The following is an 18,352-nucleotide window of genomic DNA, read 5'->3' as shown; positions in this document are numbered from 1 at the left end:
AGTCTGCGGTCCGGCGCTGAACGCTCCCTGGGGTCTGGCTGGAGTCGGTGGCGACGCGGTCGTGCCGGTGACTCCGAGGAGAGCTGGCCGTTGTGAACCGGCGTGTCCCAGACGGACGGTGGGTGTGGGTGGCACTCCGTCCTGCGGTCCGTCGGCTACAGAGTAACCAAATGAGCGGGGGCCTGCTCGATAGGGCTGAAAATTTGGGGTAACCATGGCGCGTCACCCACATGTCCCCGCAGGTGAATTGAACCCTTTGCCCCACGAACGCACCCCTTGGGTTCACCCGTCCGGCGTACACGGGCACCCCTCGGCAGGCGCGTCGCGCAGTTCAAGTCCCGTTCGCCCGGTCGCAAGCAGGCCATGATCTGCTGACGAACCGAACGGCTGTCTCGCGGGAGGACTGACGCATGGAGCTGCGCAGCGTCGAGGAGCTGATGGACCTGCTGTACGCCTGCCGGAGCGTGCGGGACACCCCGGAGGGCTCCGCCGTCCCCGGGATCGATCTTCACGACCACGCGCTCCAGACGGCCGCGCTGCTGCGCCGAAGTCGTCCCGCGGACAAGGAGCTCCAGCTCGCCGGGCTGGTCCACCCCATCGGGCAGCTGCTGTGCCCCACCGACCCGACGGCTCGCGCCGAGCGCGCCGCCGAGGCCGTACGACCGCTGCTCGGCGCCCGGGTGGCCCGCCTGGTCCGCCTCCACCCCTGGCTCGCCGCACCGGCCGACGACGATCTGCTGCGCCTGCGCCAGGCCGACGAGGACGGCCGCGCCGCCGGGTTCGACGCGGGGGTGCTGGAGGACTGGCGAACGGTCCTGGAACTGGTCGCCGAGCGCAACTCACGTCTCGGGGCTGTCGATTGAGGGTCCGCCGTGAGACCGTACGCCGATGACGTCGTCGTACGGACCGTCCGCGCTGCACGGCAGGGCCGCCGTCGTCACGGGCGCCACGCGGGGGATCGGCCGGGCGGTGGCCCGGGCGCTCGCGGACGCCGGGGCGCGGCTCTGCGTGAGCGCGCGGGACGCGGACGAGGTGCGGCGGACGGCGGCCGAGCTGGGCGGCGTCGGCCTGGCCGGGGACGTCGGTGATCCCGGCCATCCCCGCGCGCTGACCGACCTGTGCCTGCACGCGTTCGGGCGGCTGGACGTGCTGGTCAACAACGCGGCGACCAACCAGCCGTACGGCCCGCTGATGGACGCCGACCCGGACCTGTGGCGGGACGCCTTCACCGTGAACGTCGAGGCGCCCCTACGGCTGGTGCAGTGCGCGTGGCGGGGCTGGATGCGCGAGCACGGCGGGGCCGTGGTCAACATCTGCTCCGAGGGCGCGACCCATGCCGGCCCGGGGGTCGGCGCCTACAGCACCGGCAAGGCCGCCCTCCTGCACCTCACCCGGCAGCTCGCGGGCGAGCTGGGACCGGGGGTTCGGGTCAACTCGGTCTCCCCCGGCCTGGTACGGACCGAGATGGCACGGTTCGTGTGGGAGCCGGGAGAGGACGAGATCGCGGCCGGCCTGCCGCTGGGCCGCATCGGCGAGCCGGCGGACGTGGCGCGGGCGGTGCTGTGGCTGTGCTCCGCCGAGGCGGAGTGGGTCACCGGCACCGACCTGCTGGTGGACGGCGGTACCCGGGTGCGCGCGGCGCGCACCCGGGACCCTCACCACTTGCCGGGCGCGTAGTCCTTCATGAAGACGCCGTACAGGTCCTCGCCCGCCTCGCCGCGCACGACCGGGTCGTAGACCCGGGCCGCACCGTCGACCAGGTCGAGCGGGGCGTGGAAGCCCTCCTCGGCGAGGCGCAGCTTGTCGAAGTGCGGGCGCTCGTCGGTGATCCAGCCGGTGTCGACGGAGGTCATGAGGATCCGGTCGGTCTCGAACATCTCCTGGGCGCTGGTCCGCGTGACCATGTTCATCGCGGCCTTGGCGGCGTTCGTGTTCGGGTGGCCCGCGCCCTTGTAGCCGCGGCCGAAGACACCCTCCATCGCCGAGACGTTCACGACGTACGCCCGCCCGCTCGTCGCCCGCCGGGCGGCGTCGGCCATGGCCGGGCGGAGCTTGCTGATCAGGATGAACGGCGCCGTGTAGTTGCACAGCTGGGTCTCGAGGAGCTCCACCGGGGAGATCTGCTCGATGGTCTGCACCCAGGTGTTGGTGTCGACCACGTCGGGGACCAGGCCGCCCGCGTCGATGGCGGTGCCGTCGAGGTGCCGGGCGACGCTGGCGTTGCCGGCGACCAGGGCGAGGTCGGCGACCTGCTGCGCGTCCAGGCCGCTGATGCCGACGGGCAGTGCGGCCAGACCGTCCACCGCGCCGGAGCCGAAGGCGCCGATGACGTGGTGGGCGGGCAGCTCGCCGGCGGGCAGCGGGGCGCCCTCGCCGTCGACGAGCGCGGCGTAGGCGGAGGGCAGCCGGCGTACGGTCTGCGTCGCGTTGTTGATCAGGATGTCGAGCGGGCCCGCCTCGGCGACCTGGTCGGCGAGGGCCACGGCCTGCGCCGGGTCGCGCAGGTCGATGCCGACGACCTCCAGGCGGTGGATCCAGTCGGCCGCGTCGTCCATGGCCGTGAAGCGACGGATGGCGTCCTTGGGGAACCGTGTGGTGATCGTCGTGTGCGCGCCGTCCCGCAGCAGCCGGAGCGCGATGTACATGCCGATCTTGGCGCGGCCGCCGGTGAGCAGCGCGCGCTTGCCGGTGAGGTCGGCGCGGGCGTCGCGGCGGGCGCGGTTCTCGGCGGCGCAGTCCGGGCAGAGCTGGTGGTAGAAGTAGTCGACCTCGACGTAGCGGGACTTGCAGGTGTAGCAGGAGCGCGGGCGCTGGAGTATCCCGGCGATCCGGCCCTCCTCGGTGACCGAGGACGGCAGGATGCCCTCGGTCTCGTCGTCGATGCGCTGCGCGGAGCCGGTCGCGGTGGCCTCGGTGACCGCCTTGTCGTGGGCGGTCTTGGCGGCCCGGCGCTCCTGGCGGCGGCGCTGCTTCACCGTGCGGTAGACGCCGGCGGTGGCCCGGCGCACCGCGATCGCGTCGGGGTGGTCGACCTCGAGCTTGTCGAGTTCCTCCAGCACGGCGAGGCAGACCGCGAGCCGCTCGGGGTCGATGCCGGGCCCGTACACGACGTCGTCCACGGCCTCACTCGTGATCGCCGAGCCGTCCTCTGTCACCGTCATCGCGCTGCCGTTCCCTGATCGCCGTGCGGCGCTCCGACCGCGCCCGCTTTCGAACGGGGAAGTCTACGGAGCGCCGGGCCCCTCCTCCAAACCCGATCAGGTCAGGAACGGCAGGCCGTGATGAGTGTCTCCACCTCGGCGGTCAGGGCTTGCGCGAACCGGTCGAGGTCCGGTACGGCCTCGGCGTCGGCGACCAGCCCGTAGTGGACCCGGCCGCGGTAGGTCGAGACGGCGACCGCCAGGGACTGGCCGCGCGCCAGCGGGGCGTACGGGAAGACCTCGGCGACCTGGTTCCCGCCGAGCTTCAGGCCGAGACCGGGCAGGGGCACGCTGGTGACCAGGATGTCGAACCAGAGCCGCGCGGCCTGCCCGACCAGCGGTCCGCCGAGGCGGTGGCCGAGTGCCGGGACGTGATCGGCGAGCAGGGCGACGGCACCCGCGCCCCGGCCGGGCCCCGCGTCCTTGTTGCGGTCCATGGCGGTGCGGACCTGGGCGAGCCGGCCGAGCGGGTCCGGGTCGTCCACCGGGAGCCGTATCAAGTACCCGGAGAGCCGGTTGCCCTGCGGGTGGGCGGTGCGCGGGCGGCGCTGGGAGACGGGGATCAGGGCGCGCGGCCGCACACCCTCGCTGCCGTCGCCCCGTTCGTCCAGCCAGCGGCGCAGCGCGCCGGCGACCACCGCGATCAGGACGTCGTTGACGGTGCCGCCGACGACCTTGCGGACCCGGTGCACGTCGTCGAGGTCGAGGACCACGCCGGCGGTGCGGCGGGTGCCGGTGGACTCGGCGGTGAGCGCGGCCGACGAGCGCACCCCCAGCGTCGACACGGCGACGGAGGCCCCGATGTCGAGGGCGCGGCCCACGTCGGAGACGGCGCCGCGCAGCAGGCCGGGCAGTCTGCGGACGTCGGGGATCAGTCCGCGGGCGGGCTCGGCGGGCCGGGGCCGGGGCGCGGGCATGTCCATGGGGTCCAGGACGGCCGCGGCCAGGGTCAGGGCGCGCAGCCCGTCGGCGAGGGCGTGGTGGAACTTGAAGAGCACGGCGAAGGAGACGCCGTCCTCGCCCGGCAGCACATGCGCCTCCCACGGCGGGCGGCCGCGCTCCAGCGGGCGTTCCATGAGCCGGCCGGCCGCGGCCTGGAAGTCGGCGGTGGGGGTGTGCAGACAGACGTGGTGGGAGGGGTCGAAGTCCGGGTCGGGTTCGCGCACCGCGCGCCCGAAGGCGAGCGGCTGCCACATGTCCCGGATCCGCATGCGCAGACCGGGGACGGCGGCCGCGCGGGCGGCGAGCAGGTCGGCGGCGTGGGCACCCGCGGCGGGCGAGAGCGCCGAGAACAGGCCGAGGGCACCCAGGTGCATGGGGTGCTCGGGCGAGTCGATGCTCCAGAACGCCAGATCGAGGGGTGCCAGGAGATCATCAGCAGTCAAGGGCTTGCCTCGCGTCGACGACGGGTGGGACGTCAGTCAACCCTTCGCCGCGATTACGGTCAAGTACGATCAGGCTACGCACAGTTAACAGCTCATTAAGTTCACCGGCTCAAGGCACCTGCTGCCCCTTGCCCAGGGCGATCACACCGCCCTTCGACACCGAGTACAGGTCGGCGTCCCGTTCCGGGTTCACACCGATGGTCGCACCCGGCGGGACCTCGACGTTCTTGTCCAGGACGGCGCCGCGCACCACCGCGCCCCGGCCGACGCGCACGTTGTCGTGCAGGATCGCCCCCTGCACGACCGCGCCCGGGTCGACCACGACGCCCGGCGACAGCACGGAGCGGGTGACCTGGCCCCGGATGAGACAGCCCGCACTGATGATCGACTCGCTGGCCATGCCGCCGGAGTTGAAACGGGCCGGCGAGAGCTGGTTGGCGTGGGTGTAGATCGGCCAGCTGCGGTTGAACAGGTTGAACGCGGGGCGCTCGGCGATCAGGTCCATGTGGGCGTCGTAGTAGGCGTCGAGGGTGCCGACGTCCCGCCAGTAGCCCCGGTCGCGGCTGGTCTCGCCGGGCACGTGGTTGGCGCTGAAGTCGTAGAGCCGGGCCTCGCCGCGGGCGGTGAGCCGGGGCAGGATCGAGCCGCCCATGTCGTGCACGGACGTCTCGTCCTCGGCGTCCCGCTGGAGGGCCTCGATGAGGGCCTTGGTGGTGAAGATGTAGTTGCCCATCGAGGCGAAGACGGTCTCCGGTTCGTCCGCGAGCCCGGGCGGGTCGGCGGGCTTCTCCAGAAAGCGCTCGACGCTCTGCCCGTCCGAGCCCGGGGTGATCACCCCGAAGGAGGAGGACTCGGTGCGCGGGACGCGTATCCCGGCCACCGTGACCCCTGCGCCGCTGTCGATGTGCTGGGTGAGCATCTGGCGCGGGTCCATGCGGTACACGTGGTCCGCGCCGAACACCGCGACGTACTCCGGCCGTTCGTCGTAGACGAGGTTCAGCGACTGGAGGATGGCGTCGGCGCTGCCGAGGTACCAGCGCGGGCCGAGCCGCTGCTGCGCGGGGACGGGGGTGATGTAGTTGCCCAGCAGGCTGGACATCCGCCAGGTGGTGGTGATGTGCCGGTCCAGCGAGTGCGACTTGTACTGCGTCAGCACGCAGATGCGCAGGATGTCGGCGTTGACGAGGTTGGACAGGACGAAGTCGACGAGGCGGTACGTGCCGCCGAAGGTCACCGCAGGCTTGGCACGGTCCGCGGTGAGGGGCATCAGGCGTTTGCCCTCACCGCCCGCCAGCACGATTCCGAGCACCGAAGGCCCACCACGACGCATGGCCGCTCCCCTCACCCTGGTTGAACCATGGTTGCCCCCGGCCGGGGGAACTAAGCCTGTTTGAGGATCTCCTCGTAGAGCCCGGCCGTGCGGCGGGCGACCGCGTCCCAGCCGAACTCCCCCACCGCGCGCGCCCGTCCGGCCTCGCCCATCCGGCGCCCGGTCTCCGGGTCCCCGAGGATCGCGTCCAGCGCCCGGGTGAGGCCCGCCTCGAACGCCTCGGCCGCCCCGGACGCCCCGGGCTCCTCCGCCGGCGGTACGAGGGTGCCGCTCACACCGTCCTCGACGACCTCCGGGATCCCGCCGACCCGGGAGGCCACGACGGGCGTGCCGCAGGCCATCGCCTCCAGGTTGACGATACCGAGCGGTTCGTACACCGACGGGCAGACGAACACGGCCGCGTGGGTGAGGAGTTGGATCACCTCGGGGCGCGGCAGCATGCGCGGGATCCAGTGCACACCGTCACGGGCCCGGCTCAGCGCGGCGAAGAGGTCGCGGAACTCCTGGTCGATCTCGGGGGTGTCGGGGGCGCCGGCGCAGAGCACGACCTGGGCCGCCGGGTCGATGTCCCGTACGGCGCGCAGCAGATGGGGGACGCCCTTCTGCCGGGTGATACGGCCGACGAACAGCACGAACGGGCGGTCCGGGTCGAGGCCGATCCGGGTGAGGGCGTCGGTGCCGGGGTCGGGCCGGTAGAGGGCGGTGTCGATGCCGTTGTGCACGACGTGCACCCGGTCCGGCGGGAGCGACGGGTAACAGGCGAGGATGTCGGCGCGCATGGCACCGGAGACGGCGATCACCGCGTCGGCGGCCTCCACAGCGGTCCGCTCGGCCCAGCTCGACAGTGCGTATCCGCCGCCGAGTTGCTCGGCCTTCCACGGCCGCAGCGGCTCCAGCGAGTGCGCGGTGACGACATGCGGGACGCCGTACAGCTCCTTGGCGAGATGGCCGGCGAGATTGGCGTACCAGGTGTGGGAGTGGACGATCTCGCGGCCTTCGAGGGCGGCGGCCATGGCGAGGTCCACGGAGAAGGTGCGCAGCGCGTCGTTGGCGCCGTCCAGCGCGGACCACGGGCGGTGGCGCCGGACGTCCTCGGTGCGGCCCTCGCCCCAGCAGTGCACGTCGAGGTCGACGAGCCGCCGCAACTCCCGGGCGAGGAACTCGACATGGACACCCGCGCCGCCGTACACGTCCGGCGGGTACTCCCGGGTCAGCAGTCCCACTCGCACCCGGAACCCCCCATTCTCAGCGGCTGGTTCTCCTCATGGTCACCCAGACCGGCCGTGGGCGGAAGAGCGCGGGGGCCGTGTGAAGCAACAGTCGCCGCAGACACCCCCGCCGGGCACCCGGTAGTACAGGCAGCAGCTGCGGCGGCGGAAGGCGGTGCCGGTGCGGGTGCCCGTGTCCGCGAGGAGGGGGTGGGTGAAGAGTTCGGCGGTGAGGGCACGCGCGCGTGCGGCGGCGTCCGGACGGCCGTGCGCGCGGGCCCACCGGTCCAGCTGCCCGGCCGCGCCGGCCAGCGCCGATCCGGCGTTGCCGCGCAGCAGACCGGGCGCGAGCCGGTGGCGGGCGCGCAGGGCCGCGAGAAGCGGTTCCAGGTGGGCGTGCAGGACGGCATCGGCCAGGGTGGCCGCGTCACCGCCGGGCAGGGCCCGGAGCTCGCCCGGCCACAGGTCGTCGGGAGCGCTGCCGTCCGGGTCCCAGCGCAGCAGCCGCGGGTCGAGGTCGGGGATCCTGCCGTAGAGGACGGCGCAGCCCAGCGCCACCGACCAGAGCCGGGCGGCGAGTCCCTGCTGGGTGATCGAGGCGGCGACCCGCTCCTCGGGGGTGCGCAGCGCCCCGGCCACCTTCCGGACACGGAAAGTCAGGACATCTCCGTAAACATCCGATGTCCGGTTCTCATAGATCTGCGCGAGGCTCGGCAGCGGGCGCGGCGGATCTCCGACCGGACGTAGGACGAAGAAGCCGCCGAGCGGGCGGAGCGCCGAGAGTTCGGGGTCGAGGTCCACGACGTGCAGTAGTACCAAGGAGGCCGGGGTCGGCGATCAGGGGGATCCCCCATAGGTCACCCACCTGGGGGAGGACCGGGGGCCGGTCGTACTCCATCGGCAGTAGGACTCAATGCGTGCTCAGGTACGACGACGGGAACAGATCGACAGGGCATCGTGTTGGTTATGAAAGCCGACCGTTCGCCGCGCCGGGCCGCGCGCCCTGGCCTCACGCAGAGGAGCAGCTCATGAGCGCCCTCGCGTTGTCCGTGGTCCTGTCGCTGGTGTCCGCCGTCGCCTACGCCGCCGGAGCGATCGTGCAGGAGCAGGTCGCGGTCTCCTCCCCCGACGAGGAGTACGCGCCGCTGCGCCGCGGGAGCTGGTGGGCGGCGGTCGCGCTGAACGGCCTCGGCGGTCTGCTGCACGTGGTGGCGCTGGCCTACGGCCCCCTCAGTCTGGTCCAGCCGCTGGGCGCGCTGACCATCGTGTTCGCGCTGCCGATGGCCGCGCTGTTCGTCGGCCGCAGGGCCGGGGCGACGGCCTGGCGCGGCGCGATCATGGCGACGGTGGGTCTGGCTGGTCTGCTGTCCCTGGTCGGCGCCGCCGACGCGCAGTCGCTGAGCACCCCGCAGCGGGTGACCGTGGCCGTGATCACCGCGGCCGCGGTGGTGACGCTGATGATCGCCGCGCGGGCCGCGCACCGGCATCCGGCGATGCGCAGCGTGCTGCTGGCGAGCGCGTCCGGCATCGCGTTCGGCATGTCCTCGGTGTTCACCAAGACCGTCGCCGTCGACTGGACGGGCGGTGTCTCGGCGGCCGACGTGCCCTCCCTCGCCGTGATCGGTGTGCTGGCCACGGCCGGCATGCTGCTGTCGCAGGCCTCCTACCGGGGCGCGGGCCTCGCGGCCCCGCTGGCCACACTGACCGTGGTCAACCCGGTGGTCGCGGCCGCCGTCGGCATCACGATGTTCGGTGAGACCTTCCGCTACGGCAGCACGGGCACCGTGCTCGCCCTGAGCTGCGGTGTGGTGGCGGCGGGCGGCCTGATCCTGCTGACCACCGAGCGGCTCCAAGGCGCGCGGTCGGAGAGCGCTGGGACGCAGGACGCGCAGGCCACGGGGGCCGCACGGACGGAGAGCACCCGGCCGGGGACGGCGGCGGGAACGGTGACGGCGGCCGGAACGGCGGACACGGCGCCGGTCGCCGCACCCGGCCCGGTCGGCTCCGAACCGGCCGCGGCCCTGGACGGCCCCCTCGGGAAGATCCCCGAGCAGCCGGTCGCGGCGTGGGCGGAGGACCCTCGGGAGGAGCCCGCGGAGCCGGCGATGTTGCAGAAGGACGTCCTGGTCACGCCCGCGGACGTCCTCGTACAGGCAACCGCCGGGGAGGCGCCCTACGGGGACGACGACCCCGACGCCCCGGAGCGGCAGCGGCCGCCCGTCTTCTTCCACGGCTCGATCTTCGGAGGCGCGTACGTCCCGGTGCCGGCCCTCGACCGGCACCGGGTGCGGGTCAAATCCTGACGCCGCCGGCCCGCAGGTACGCCAGCGGGTCGACGTCGCTGCCGAACCCGGGCCCCGTCCGCACCTCGAAGTGCAGATGCGGGCCCGTGCTGTTGCCGGTGGAACCGGACCGGCCGATGCGCTGGCCGCCGCTCACCGACTGCCCGTCCCGTACGGAGATCGCGGACAGATGGGCGTACTGCGTGTAGCGGCCGTCGGCATGCCGGATGACGACCTGGTAGCCGAAGGAGCCGCCCCAGCCGGCACTGACCACCGTGCCCGCGCCGACCGCCTTCACGGAGGTGCCGGTGGGCACGGGGAAGTCGACGCCGGTGTGATAGCCCTTCGACCAGGAGGAGCCGGTCGCGTGGTACGGCGTGCCGGTGGCCGCGCCGACGGGCGCGACCAGGGAGTGGCCGGTCTTCGCCTTCTCCCCGGTCTCCTTCTTCTCGGTCTTCTCCTTGGCCTTGGTCTCCTTCTTCTTCTCCTGGGTGCCCGAGGAGGCCTTGCCGGGGCGGGGCGCGGAGTCGCCCCTGGTGGCGGAGGTGCCGGCCGGGGCGTCCACGCGGAGCCGCTGGCCCGGGATGATCAGGTCGGGGTCGCCCCCGATGGTCGTCCGGTTGGCGGCGTACAGCCCTCGCCAGCCGCCCCTGACGTCCTGCTCGTCGGCGATGCCGGAGAGCGTGTCGCCGCGCACGACGGTGTACATCTCCGCCTTGCCGGCCCGGGACTGGGGGGTGGACTGGGGCCGCACGTCCTCCAGCGAGGTCTTGGCGGACTTCTTGGCGCCCGTGCCCGACTTCCCGGCGTCCGTGGCCGACGCGGACGTGCCGTGCGGCCGGACGGCGGGGGTGTCGCCGCCCCGGGTCAGTCCGGCCCGTACCGAGCAGACCGGCCAGGCGCCGGGTCCCTGGCCCTCCAGCACCTTCTCGGCCACGGCGATCTGCTGGTCCCGGGTGGCCAGATCCGCGCGCTGCGCGTACTGCTTGCCGCCGTACGCCTCCCAGGTCGACCGGGAGAACTGGAGCCCGCCGTAGTAGCCGTTGCCGGTGTTGATGTGCCAGTCGCCGGTGGACTCGCACGCGGCGACCTTGTTCCAGGTGTCCACGTCGGCCGCCTGGGCGACGCCGGCGCCGATGAGCGGTATCGCCATGCCGGCGCCGCCCGCGGTGACGGTGAGCGAGGCCCGGTTGATCCTGTTCGGCTGATACCGGCGGTGCCGGCCGCGTACGGCCATGGAGATCCCCCTCGACATGCGTCAGGAGGGGCAAAAGTAAGGGCTGCCAATCGGCCATGACAAGACGGCAACCGGCCGCTTGGCCGCCAACACGGCCGTAGCCGGACGGGGTTGTGCGAACGGTGGGGCGAAGGGGACTTCTCCTGCGGAGCCGCGCGGGCACGGGCACCATGGAGTACGGGATCTTTTCCAGCCTTGAGGAGCCAGCCGTATGACCACGTCAGCCCAGATCGGCGTCACGGGACTCGCGGTGATGGGCCGCAATCTCGCCCGCAACTTCGCGCGCAACGGCTATACGGTCGCGCTGCACAACCGGACGGCGGCGCGCACCCACGCCCTGGTGGAGGAGTTCGGCCACGAGGGCTCGTTCGTGGCCGCCGAGACCGCGAAGGAGTTCGTGGCGGCCCTGGAGCGCCCCCGCCGCCTGGTGATCATGGTGAAGGCGGGTGAGCCGACCGACGCGGTGATCCAGGAGTTCGCCCCGCTGCTCGAACCCGGCGACATGATCATCGACGGGGGCAACGCGCACTTCGCCGACACCCGGCGCCGCGAGCGCGAGCTGCGCGAGCGGGACATCCACTTTGTCGGCACGGGCATCTCCGGCGGCGAGGAGGGCGCGCTGCACGGCCCGAGCATCATGCCGGGCGGCTCGTCGGAGTCGTACGGTTCGCTGGGGCCGATGCTGGAGCGGATCTCCGCGAAGGCGGAGGACGGCGCGCCGTGCGTGACGCACGTCGGCCCGGACGGCGCCGGTCACTTCGTGAAGATGGTCCACAACGGCATCGAGTACGCCGACATGCAGCTGATCGGCGAGGCGTACCAGCTGCTGCGGGACGTCGCCGGGTACGCGCCCGCGGAGATCGCGGACATCTTCCGCACCTGGAACACCGGGCGGCTGGACTCGTATCTGATCGAGATCACGGCCGAGGTGCTGTCGCACGTGGACGCGGCGACGGACCGTCCGTTCGTGGACGTGGTGGTGGACCAGGCCGAGCAGAAGGGCACCGGCCGCTGGACCGTCCAGATCGCCCTCGACCTGGGCGTCCCGGTGTCCGGCATCGCGGAGGCCGTCTTCGCCCGGTCGCTCTCGGGCCACGCGGCGCTGCGGGAGGCCTCGCGCGATCTGGCGGGGCCGGTCCCGTCCCCGCTGAGCGGGGCGGAGGCGGCGGCCTTCGCGGACCGGGTGGAGGAGGCGCTGTACGCCTCGAAGATCGTGTCCTACACCCAGGGCTTCCACGAGATCGCCGCGGGCAGCGAGGAGTACGGCTGGGACATCGACCTCGGGGCCGTCTCGGCGATCTGGCGCGGCGGCTGCATCATCCGGGCGGCGTTCCTGGACCGGATCCGCGCCGCCTACGACACCCGGCCCGACCTGCCGAGCCTGCTGTCCGACGAGACCTTCGCGACGGAGATCGCGGCGGCGCAGGACGACTGGCGCGAGGTCCTGGTGTCCGCGACCCGGCAGGGGGTGCCGACGCCCGGTTTCGCGGCGGCGCTGGCCTACTACGACGCGTTGCGCGCGCAGCGGTTGCCCGCGGCGCTGACGCAGGGGCAGCGGGACTTCTTCGGGGCGCATACCTACCGGCGGGTGGACCGCGAGGGGGCGTTCCACACGCTGTGGGGCGGGGACCGGTCGGAGGTCTCGGCGTAGCGGGAGAGCCGGGACAGCCGGGACTGGCGGGGACTCACGAACGCGGGCTCGCCGGGCCGGGTTCCCTCGGGGGAGGCCTCAGGTCAGCGGTGGGCCCGGCTCGGGGTTCGGAACCGGCTCGGGGCCCGGCGGGATGGGGGACGGCGACGGCTCCGGAGGGGGGCCCGGGGTCGGCGGCGGGCCCGGGGTCGGCGGTGGACCGGGGGTGGGGTCCGGGCCGGGCGGCGGGCCCGGGGGCGGGGCGGGCGGCGGTACCGGCGTGGGGTACGGGTCCGGGGGGCCGGGGGCCGGTACGGGCGGTACGGGGTCGGGGTGCGGGGTCGTCATCGTGTCCTCCGGCCGGTGCGGGGCTTGCCTCTGGACTACTCCCCCGCGTACCCGGCGCCGCCCCGGGCACTCACCCGGGTGGGCTCAGTCCGCCGAAGCCGCGCGGGCGCCCGCCGCGAAGGCCGGCCGCGGGCTGGACAGCACGGGTACCGCGGTGCGCACGAGGTACTGCGCCGGGGCCATGGAGCCCTGGGCCAGGACGATCGCGTCGGCGTCGGTGACCGTGTCGGCCGCGTCCGCGACCAGCCGGGCGCATCCCTCGGTGTCGCCCGCCTCGAAGCGGGCCCAGGCGCCGTCGACCAGCTGAGTGCGGATCGTGACGGGGCGACCCGCGCGAGAGGCCTCCTCGGTGATCAGGTCGGCGGTCGGGCCGAAGGTGCTCTCCACGGTCGCCAGGACGACGACACGCTCCCCCTCCGCCACCGCGGCGGCGGCCATCGGGCGGTCGCCGCGCACGACCCGGACGCCGAGCCCGGAGGCGGCCGACTCCGCGACGGCACCGATGGTCGAGCAGGTGCACAGCACGGCACGGGCTCCGGTCGCGGCGGCTTCGGCCAGCGCGGCCCGTATGCCGTCCGCGACCGCCTCGGGGCCGAGGGTGCGCGCCCGGGACAGCAGGCTCTCGTCGACGAAGTGGCGGAGTTCCAGGTCCGGCCGGGTCTCGTCGCGCAGGGCGTCGAAGACCGGAACGTGCAGCGCGGACGTGTGCAGGAGGGCCAGCATCGGCGGTCAGAACCTTCCGGGGTGTGCGCGCAGCCAGTCCTTGGCGGCGCTCAGCAGCTCGGGGTCGGCGGCCGGCGCCTCCTGAGGGTGCCGGGCGGCCCACTTCACGACGTACGGGCAGAGCGGGGCGACCGGGACGCCCTCGCGCGCGGCCATGACGTACAGCTCGCGCGCGAGGGAGCCGGCGATGCCCTTGCCCTCGTGGGCCGGTTCGACGATCGTGTGCACCGGGACCAGGGCCGGACGGGGCGACTCCAGGACGAAGTACTCGATGCGGCCCACGACTTCGCCTCCGTCACCGACGGCTTCGAGGCGTCCTGCCTGCCGGTCGTCGCGGATCTCGATGTCGCTCATGGGCACTCCCGGTGCGATGCGTACGGTGTCCCGGTCAGGCGGGCACTGCCTGCGGGCTGCGCTCCTGGTCGGAGCCCGGTACCGGCTCCGAGGGGTCGGCGCCCAGGGCCACGATGCGGTTGTCGCGGTCCACGTGCACGACCCGGGGCGACAGCGCCCGCGCCTCGGCATCGGTGACCTGAGCGTAACTGATGATGATCACCAGGTCTCCGGGATGTACGAGATGCGCGGCGGCCCCGTTGATCCCGACGACCCCCGAGCCGCGCTCGCCCTCGATGACGTACGTCTCCAGCCGCGCGCCATTGGTGATGTCGACGATGTGCACCAGTTCCCCGGGGAGCAGGTCGGCGGCGTCGAGGAGGTCCGCGTCGATGGTCACGGATCCCACGTAGTGCAGGTCGGCCTGGGTGACGGTGGCGCGGTGGATCTTGGACTTGAACATGGTGCGCAGCATGCGAAAGCTCCCGATGTCGACTGCTCCCTGCCCGCTCGTGCAGGTCAAGGGCGTTCAGCGAACAGGCTACGCAACGCGGTTCCCGGCCGCAGCGAGAGCCCCGTCACCCTCGGCTCCGGGCGGGTGCGCGGTGCCCGGTCCCTGCCCTCAGCTCTGTTCCGGGAGCCCCGTCCCCTCGGTGGTGATCGACCGCAGCAGGCGGTCGGCGTAGGCGCGGAAGCGGCTCACCATGTCGAAGCCCTTGGGGTCGAGGACCCACTGGATCTGGAGGCCGTCCATCACGGCGGCCGTCTCCTCGGCCATCGCGGCGACATCGGTGCCGTCCCTCAACTCGCCGCTCTCCACGGATCGTCGCAGCGAGGCGGACATGACGGAGACGAGTTCGGCGTAGCGCCGGACGAAGTAGGGGTGGGCGGGGTGGCCGGGGTCGCCGGCCTCGGCGGCGAGGACGTTGAACATCCGGGTGCGGCCGAGGCGGGCGGCGTTGTACTCGGTGAGCCGGAGCAGGCTCGCGTAGCACTCGGCGGCCGTGGCGAAGTCCTTGCCGAAGAACCGCTCCGCGTCCTGCTGCTCGGTGCGCTCCAGGACCTGCACGAGGAGGTCCTCCTTGCTGCGGAAGTGGTGCAGCAGCCCGCCCTGGGTGATGCCGACGTCCTTGGCGATCCGGGCGAGGGACGAGGCGTGGAAGCCCCACTGGGCGAAGTGCTCGACGGCGGCGTCCAGGATGCGCAGCCGTCGTTCGTCGCCGACGGCGTACGTTCCGCGGCCCGCCCCTCGGCCGGCCCTGCCGTTTTCCTTCTGCTCCATGCCGGTCACCATAGCCCGCCCACAGCCTGCGCCTTCATGGTGGAGGGGGCCCGGACAGCTCCGGTCGCGACCGTCGGTTACACGAGTAATCGATTCGCTTTTTCAAGCCGTGTGCAGCGTGATTCAGGCCACGCGAACAAAACCTACTACCTACTCGGTTTTGCTGCTTCTCTGATCGAGCCGGTGCGGCGAAGAAGCCGCCCCCGTCCCCATGGAGAGCCGCCATGGCCTTGAGCCACGACGCCCCGCTCGGCGAGTCGACTTCCCCATCGACCGCCACGCGCGCCGCGCAGTCCGCCCCCGCCGCCCCCTCCGACACCGTCCCCAAGGCCTCCGCCGGCCTCGTCCTCACCCTCGCCTTCGCCCAGTTCGGCGCCTATCTCGCCGTCCTCACCCCGGTCATGGTCACGCTCGCCCTCCGGGTCAGCCAGATCGTGCCGGAGGCGGACCGCGGCGCCGCCCTCGGCCAGGTGCTGTCCGTCGGCGCGCTCCTCGCGATGCTCGGCAACCCGGTCTTCGGCGCCCTGTCCGACCGCACCACCAGCCGCTTCGGCCGGCGCCGCCCCTGGCTGGTCGGCGGGATGACCGCCGGACTCGCCGGCCTGCTCGTGGTCGCCCTCGGCGGCAGCGTGCCGGTGCTGATGACCGGCTGGGCCGTCGCCCAGCTCGGCATCAACGCCACCCTGGCCGCCCTCACCTCCTGCATCCCCGACCTGATCCCGCCGCAGCAGCAGGCCCGGGTCTCCGGTGTCATCGGCGTCACGACCTCGATGGCGATGATCGGCGGCTCGGTGCTGGCCCAGGTGTTCAGCGGCTCGATGGCGCTGGCCTTCCTGGTGCCCGGCGCGATCGGCCTGGCCGCCGTCGTCTGTCTCGCGGTCGTCATCGAGGACCGCCCGGCCCGCGCCGGCGCGTTCGCCCCGTACAGCGTCAAGGAGTTCCTGCGCAGCTTCTGGGTGAATCCGCGCAGGCACCCCGACTTCGCCTGGAACTTCGCCGGCCGCTTCCTGGTCTTCACCGGCGCCTCCTGCGTGACCAGTTACCAGGTCTACTTCCTGATGGACCGCCTCGGCTACGACGACACGGCCGTCACCGGGAAGGTCCTGGTGGGCACCCTCGCCATGGTCGTCGCGATCGTCGTGGGCTCACTCCTGGGCGGCCAGCTGTCCGACCGCTCGGGCCGCCGCAAGCCGTACGTGCTCGGCTCCTCCATGGTCATGGCGGTCAGCCTGGCGATGATCGCCTCCACGCAGAACTTCGGGATGTACGTCGCCGCGCTGGTCGTCTTCGGCTTCGGCGAGGGCCTCTACCTCTCCGTCGACATGGCGCTGGCGGCCGCGGTGCTGCCCAACCCGGAGGAGTCCGCGAAGGACATGGGCGTGCTGAACATCGGCAACGCCCTCCCCCAGTCGCTCGTCCCCATCGTCGCCCCCGCGTTCCTCGCGATCGGCGGCGGCGGGAACTACGGCGCGCTGTTCCTCTTCGGTGCGGTCGCCGCCGTCCTGGGCGCGCTCGCCGTCCAGTTCATCCGCTCGGTCAAGTAGCCCCCTAGGGCCCCCTCGCGCAAGGAAACCGGATGACCACCCCCGCGTACCGCGACCCGAACCTGCCCGTCGACGAACGGGTCGAGGACCTGCTGGCCCGTATGACCCTGGAGGAGAAGGCGGGCCAGCTCTTCCACACGATGCTGACGATGACGCCGGAGGGCGGTCTGGCCGAGGAGGGCCCGTTCCTCCGACACGGCACCACCGAGCTGGTCACGGGCCGCGGTCTGACCCACTTCAACCTGCTCGGCCAGGGCGACGCGGGTGCGATGGCCCGCTGGAGCAACCGGATGCAGGAACTGGCCGCGGCCACCCGGCTGGGCATCCCGGTCACCCTCTCCACCGACCCCCGGCACACCTTCACCGACAACCCGGGCGCCTCCTTCAACTCCGGGGCGTTCTCGGCCTGGCCCGAACCCCTGGGCCTGGCCGCGATCGGGGACCCCGAGCTGGTGGAGCGGTTCGCGGACACCGTCCGCCGCGAGTACCTCGCCGTCGGCTTCCGGGTCGCCCTGCACCCGCAGATCGACCTGGCCACCGAGCCGCGCTGGTCCCGCCAGTCGGGCACGTTCGGGTCCGACGCGGAGCTGACCGGGGAGCTGGTGGGCGCGTACGTCCGCGGTCTTCAGGGCCCGCGGCTCGGCACCCGGTCGGTCGCCGCGATGGTCAAGCACTTCCCGGGCGGCGGGCCGCAGAAGGACGGCGAGGACCCGCACTTCCCGCACGGCAAGGAGCAGGTCTACCCGGGGGGTATGCGCGAATACCACCTGGCCCCGTTCCGCGCGGCCGTCGAGGCCGGGTGCTCGCAGATGATGCCGTACTACGGGCAGCCCGTGGGCACCGACTGGGAGGAGGTCGGCTTCGGTTTCAACAAGGACGTCCTGACCGGCCTGCTGCGCGGACGGCTCGGCTTCGACGGCATCATCTGCACCGACTGGGGCCTGCTCAGCGACGCCGAGATCCTGGGCGAGCCGGCCGAGGCCCGCGCCTGGGGCGTCGAGCACCTGAGCGTCGCGGAGCGGGCGGCGAAGGCACTGGACGCCGGCACCGACCAGTTCGGCGGGGAGCAGTGCCCCGAGGTCGTGGTGGAACTGGTGCGCTCGGGCCGGATCTCCGAGGACCGCGTCGACGCCTCCGTACGCCGTCTGCTGCGCGAGAAGTTCGTGCTCGGCCTCTTCGAGAACCCGTACGTCGACCCGGACCGCGCCGAGGAGACCGTCGGCGCCCGCGAGTTCACGGCCCTGGGCGAGGCGGCCCAGCGGCGTTCGCTGACCGTCCTCACCGACAACGGCCTCCTCCCCCTGCGGGAGCGCCCCGACCTCTATGTCCGGGGAGTGAGCCGGGAGACGGCGGCGGCCTACGGCAATGTCGTCGGCGATCCGGCCGAGGCGGACGTCGCCGTCCTGCGGCTGCGCACCCCGTACGAACAGCGGCCCGGCGCCTTCGAGTCGTTCTTCCACGCGGGATCCCTCGCCTTCCCCGAGGAGGAGCTGAAGGACATCCTGCGGCTGCTCGACACCGTGCCCACGCTGGTGTGCGTCAACCTCGAACGGCCCGCCGTGCTCCCCGAGATCGCCGAGCGCGCGGCCGCCCTGATCGCGGACTTCGGCGCCTCGGACGCGGCGCTCCTGGACGTGGCCTTCGGCCGGGCCCGCGCCGAGGGACGGCTCCCGTTCGAGCTGCCGCGCTCCATGGCCGCCGTAGAAGCGTCCCGGCCGGACGTGCCCAACGACACGCAGGACCCCGTGTTCCCCTACGGCCACGGGCTCGACCTGGGGTAGACCCGCCGGGGCGCCCGCCCCGACGGCGTCGCCGACCGAGGCCGGACGTGACAGGGCCCTGCCGTGTGC

The 18,352-nt window shown here is 72.9% G+C and carries 16 protein-coding genes; 6 read left to right on the top strand and 10 right to left on the bottom strand.

The window, feature by feature from the left end; translation table 11 throughout:
* The first annotated feature begins 410 nt into the window (after positions 1-410).
* Both IE275_RS00520 and IE275_RS00515 read left to right on the top strand, forming a co-directional pair.
* On the top strand, positions 411-863 hold the full coding sequence (locus IE275_RS00520; protein WP_189706226.1) for an inositol oxygenase family protein: 453 nt from the start codon (positions 411-413) through the stop codon (positions 861-863).
* A gap of 25 nt (positions 864-888) precedes the next feature.
* On the top strand, positions 889-1,677 hold the full coding sequence (locus tag IE275_RS00515) for an SDR family oxidoreductase (protein WP_189706224.1): 789 nt from the start codon (positions 889-891) through the stop codon (positions 1,675-1,677).
* Here the strand turns inward: IE275_RS00515 and IE275_RS00510 are convergent.
* The 5 genes from IE275_RS00510 to IE275_RS00490 all read right to left on the bottom strand — a co-directional run bounded on the left by IE275_RS00510 (position 1,656) and on the right by IE275_RS00490 (position 7,942).
* Positions 1,656-3,161, bottom strand: coding sequence for an SDR family NAD(P)-dependent oxidoreductase (locus IE275_RS00510; RefSeq protein ID WP_189706222.1), 1,506 nt, complete (start codon positions 3,159-3,161; stop codon positions 1,656-1,658). The two genes, IE275_RS00515 and IE275_RS00510, sit on opposite strands and share 22 nt — an antisense overlap.
* A gap of 101 nt (positions 3,162-3,262) precedes the next feature.
* A complete protein-coding gene (locus IE275_RS00505) occupies positions 3,263-4,585 on the bottom strand; it encodes a wax ester/triacylglycerol synthase family O-acyltransferase (RefSeq protein WP_189706220.1) in 1,323 nt (440 codons plus the stop codon).
* Positions 4,586-4,694: 109 nt separating this feature from the next.
* The gene (gene glgC / locus IE275_RS00500; RefSeq protein WP_189706218.1) at positions 4,695-5,915 is read right to left on the bottom strand and encodes a glucose-1-phosphate adenylyltransferase; all 1,221 of its coding nucleotides are present in this window, start codon (positions 5,913-5,915) and stop codon (positions 4,695-4,697) included.
* A gap of 50 nt (positions 5,916-5,965) precedes the next feature.
* Complete coding sequence (gene glgA, locus IE275_RS00495; protein ID WP_189706216.1) at positions 5,966-7,144, bottom strand: glycogen synthase; 1,179 nt, start codon at positions 7,142-7,144, stop codon at positions 5,966-5,968.
* A gap of 39 nt (positions 7,145-7,183) precedes the next feature.
* Positions 7,184-7,942 carry a (2Fe-2S)-binding protein gene (locus IE275_RS00490; protein WP_189706214.1) on the bottom strand — a complete coding sequence of 253 codons (759 nt, stop codon included), beginning with the start codon at positions 7,940-7,942 and terminating at the stop codon, positions 7,184-7,186.
* Between the two features lie 209 nt (positions 7,943-8,151).
* Here IE275_RS00490 and IE275_RS00485 point away from each other — a divergent pair, with 209 nt between their 5' ends.
* Positions 8,152-9,426, top strand: coding sequence for a DMT family transporter (locus IE275_RS00485; protein ID WP_189706212.1), 1,275 nt, complete (start codon positions 8,152-8,154; stop codon positions 9,424-9,426).
* Here the strand turns inward: IE275_RS00485 and IE275_RS00480 are convergent.
* Complete coding sequence (locus IE275_RS00480; RefSeq protein ID WP_189706210.1) at positions 9,416-10,642, bottom strand: transglycosylase family protein; 1,227 nt, start codon at positions 10,640-10,642, stop codon at positions 9,416-9,418. The genes IE275_RS00485 and IE275_RS00480 overlap by 11 nt on opposite strands.
* A gap of 211 nt (positions 10,643-10,853) precedes the next feature.
* Between IE275_RS00480 and gnd the strand changes: the two genes are divergently transcribed.
* Positions 10,854-12,293 carry an NADP-dependent phosphogluconate dehydrogenase gene (gnd, locus tag IE275_RS00475; RefSeq protein ID WP_189706208.1) on the top strand — a complete coding sequence of 480 codons (1,440 nt, stop codon included), beginning with the start codon at positions 10,854-10,856 and terminating at the stop codon, positions 12,291-12,293.
* A gap of 411 nt (positions 12,294-12,704) precedes the next feature.
* Here gnd and IE275_RS00470 read toward each other — a convergent pair whose 3' ends face one another.
* From IE275_RS00470 to IE275_RS00455, 4 genes are all read right to left on the bottom strand, one after another.
* Positions 12,705-13,343 carry an aspartate/glutamate racemase family protein gene (locus IE275_RS00470; RefSeq protein WP_189706206.1) on the bottom strand — a complete coding sequence of 213 codons (639 nt, stop codon included), beginning with the start codon at positions 13,341-13,343 and terminating at the stop codon, positions 12,705-12,707.
* A gap of 6 nt (positions 13,344-13,349) precedes the next feature.
* A complete protein-coding gene (locus tag IE275_RS00465) occupies positions 13,350-13,697 on the bottom strand; it encodes a GNAT family N-acetyltransferase (RefSeq protein WP_189706204.1) in 348 nt (115 codons plus the stop codon).
* 34 nt (positions 13,698-13,731) lie between these two features.
* Entirely contained in the window at positions 13,732-14,151 is a 420-nt protein-coding gene (gene panD / locus IE275_RS00460; RefSeq protein ID WP_189706202.1) for an aspartate 1-decarboxylase, read from the bottom strand.
* 147 nt (positions 14,152-14,298) lie between these two features.
* On the bottom strand, positions 14,299-14,958 hold the full coding sequence (locus IE275_RS00455; RefSeq protein WP_229870029.1) for a TetR/AcrR family transcriptional regulator: 660 nt from the start codon (positions 14,956-14,958) through the stop codon (positions 14,299-14,301).
* Positions 14,959-15,182: 224 nt separating this feature from the next.
* On the opposite strand from IE275_RS00455, the gene IE275_RS00450 reads away from it, so the two are divergent.
* The gene (locus tag IE275_RS00450) at positions 15,183-16,502 is read left to right on the top strand and encodes an MFS transporter (protein ID WP_189706198.1); all 1,320 of its coding nucleotides are present in this window, start codon (positions 15,183-15,185) and stop codon (positions 16,500-16,502) included.
* A gap of 32 nt (positions 16,503-16,534) precedes the next feature.
* Positions 16,535-18,283, top strand: a complete 1,749-nt coding sequence (locus tag IE275_RS00445; protein WP_189706195.1) for a glycoside hydrolase family 3 protein — start codon at positions 16,535-16,537, stop codon at positions 18,281-18,283.
* The last annotated feature ends 69 nt before the right edge of the window (positions 18,284-18,352 follow it).

Origin of the sequence: Streptomyces phaeofaciens (assembly GCF_014648915.1) — a bacterium.
Taxonomy (GTDB): Bacteria; Actinomycetota; Actinomycetes; order Streptomycetales; family Streptomycetaceae; genus Streptomyces; species Streptomyces phaeofaciens.
The sequence above is the reverse complement of the archived record's forward strand: the minus strand, read 5'-3'. Positions and strand labels throughout refer to the sequence as shown.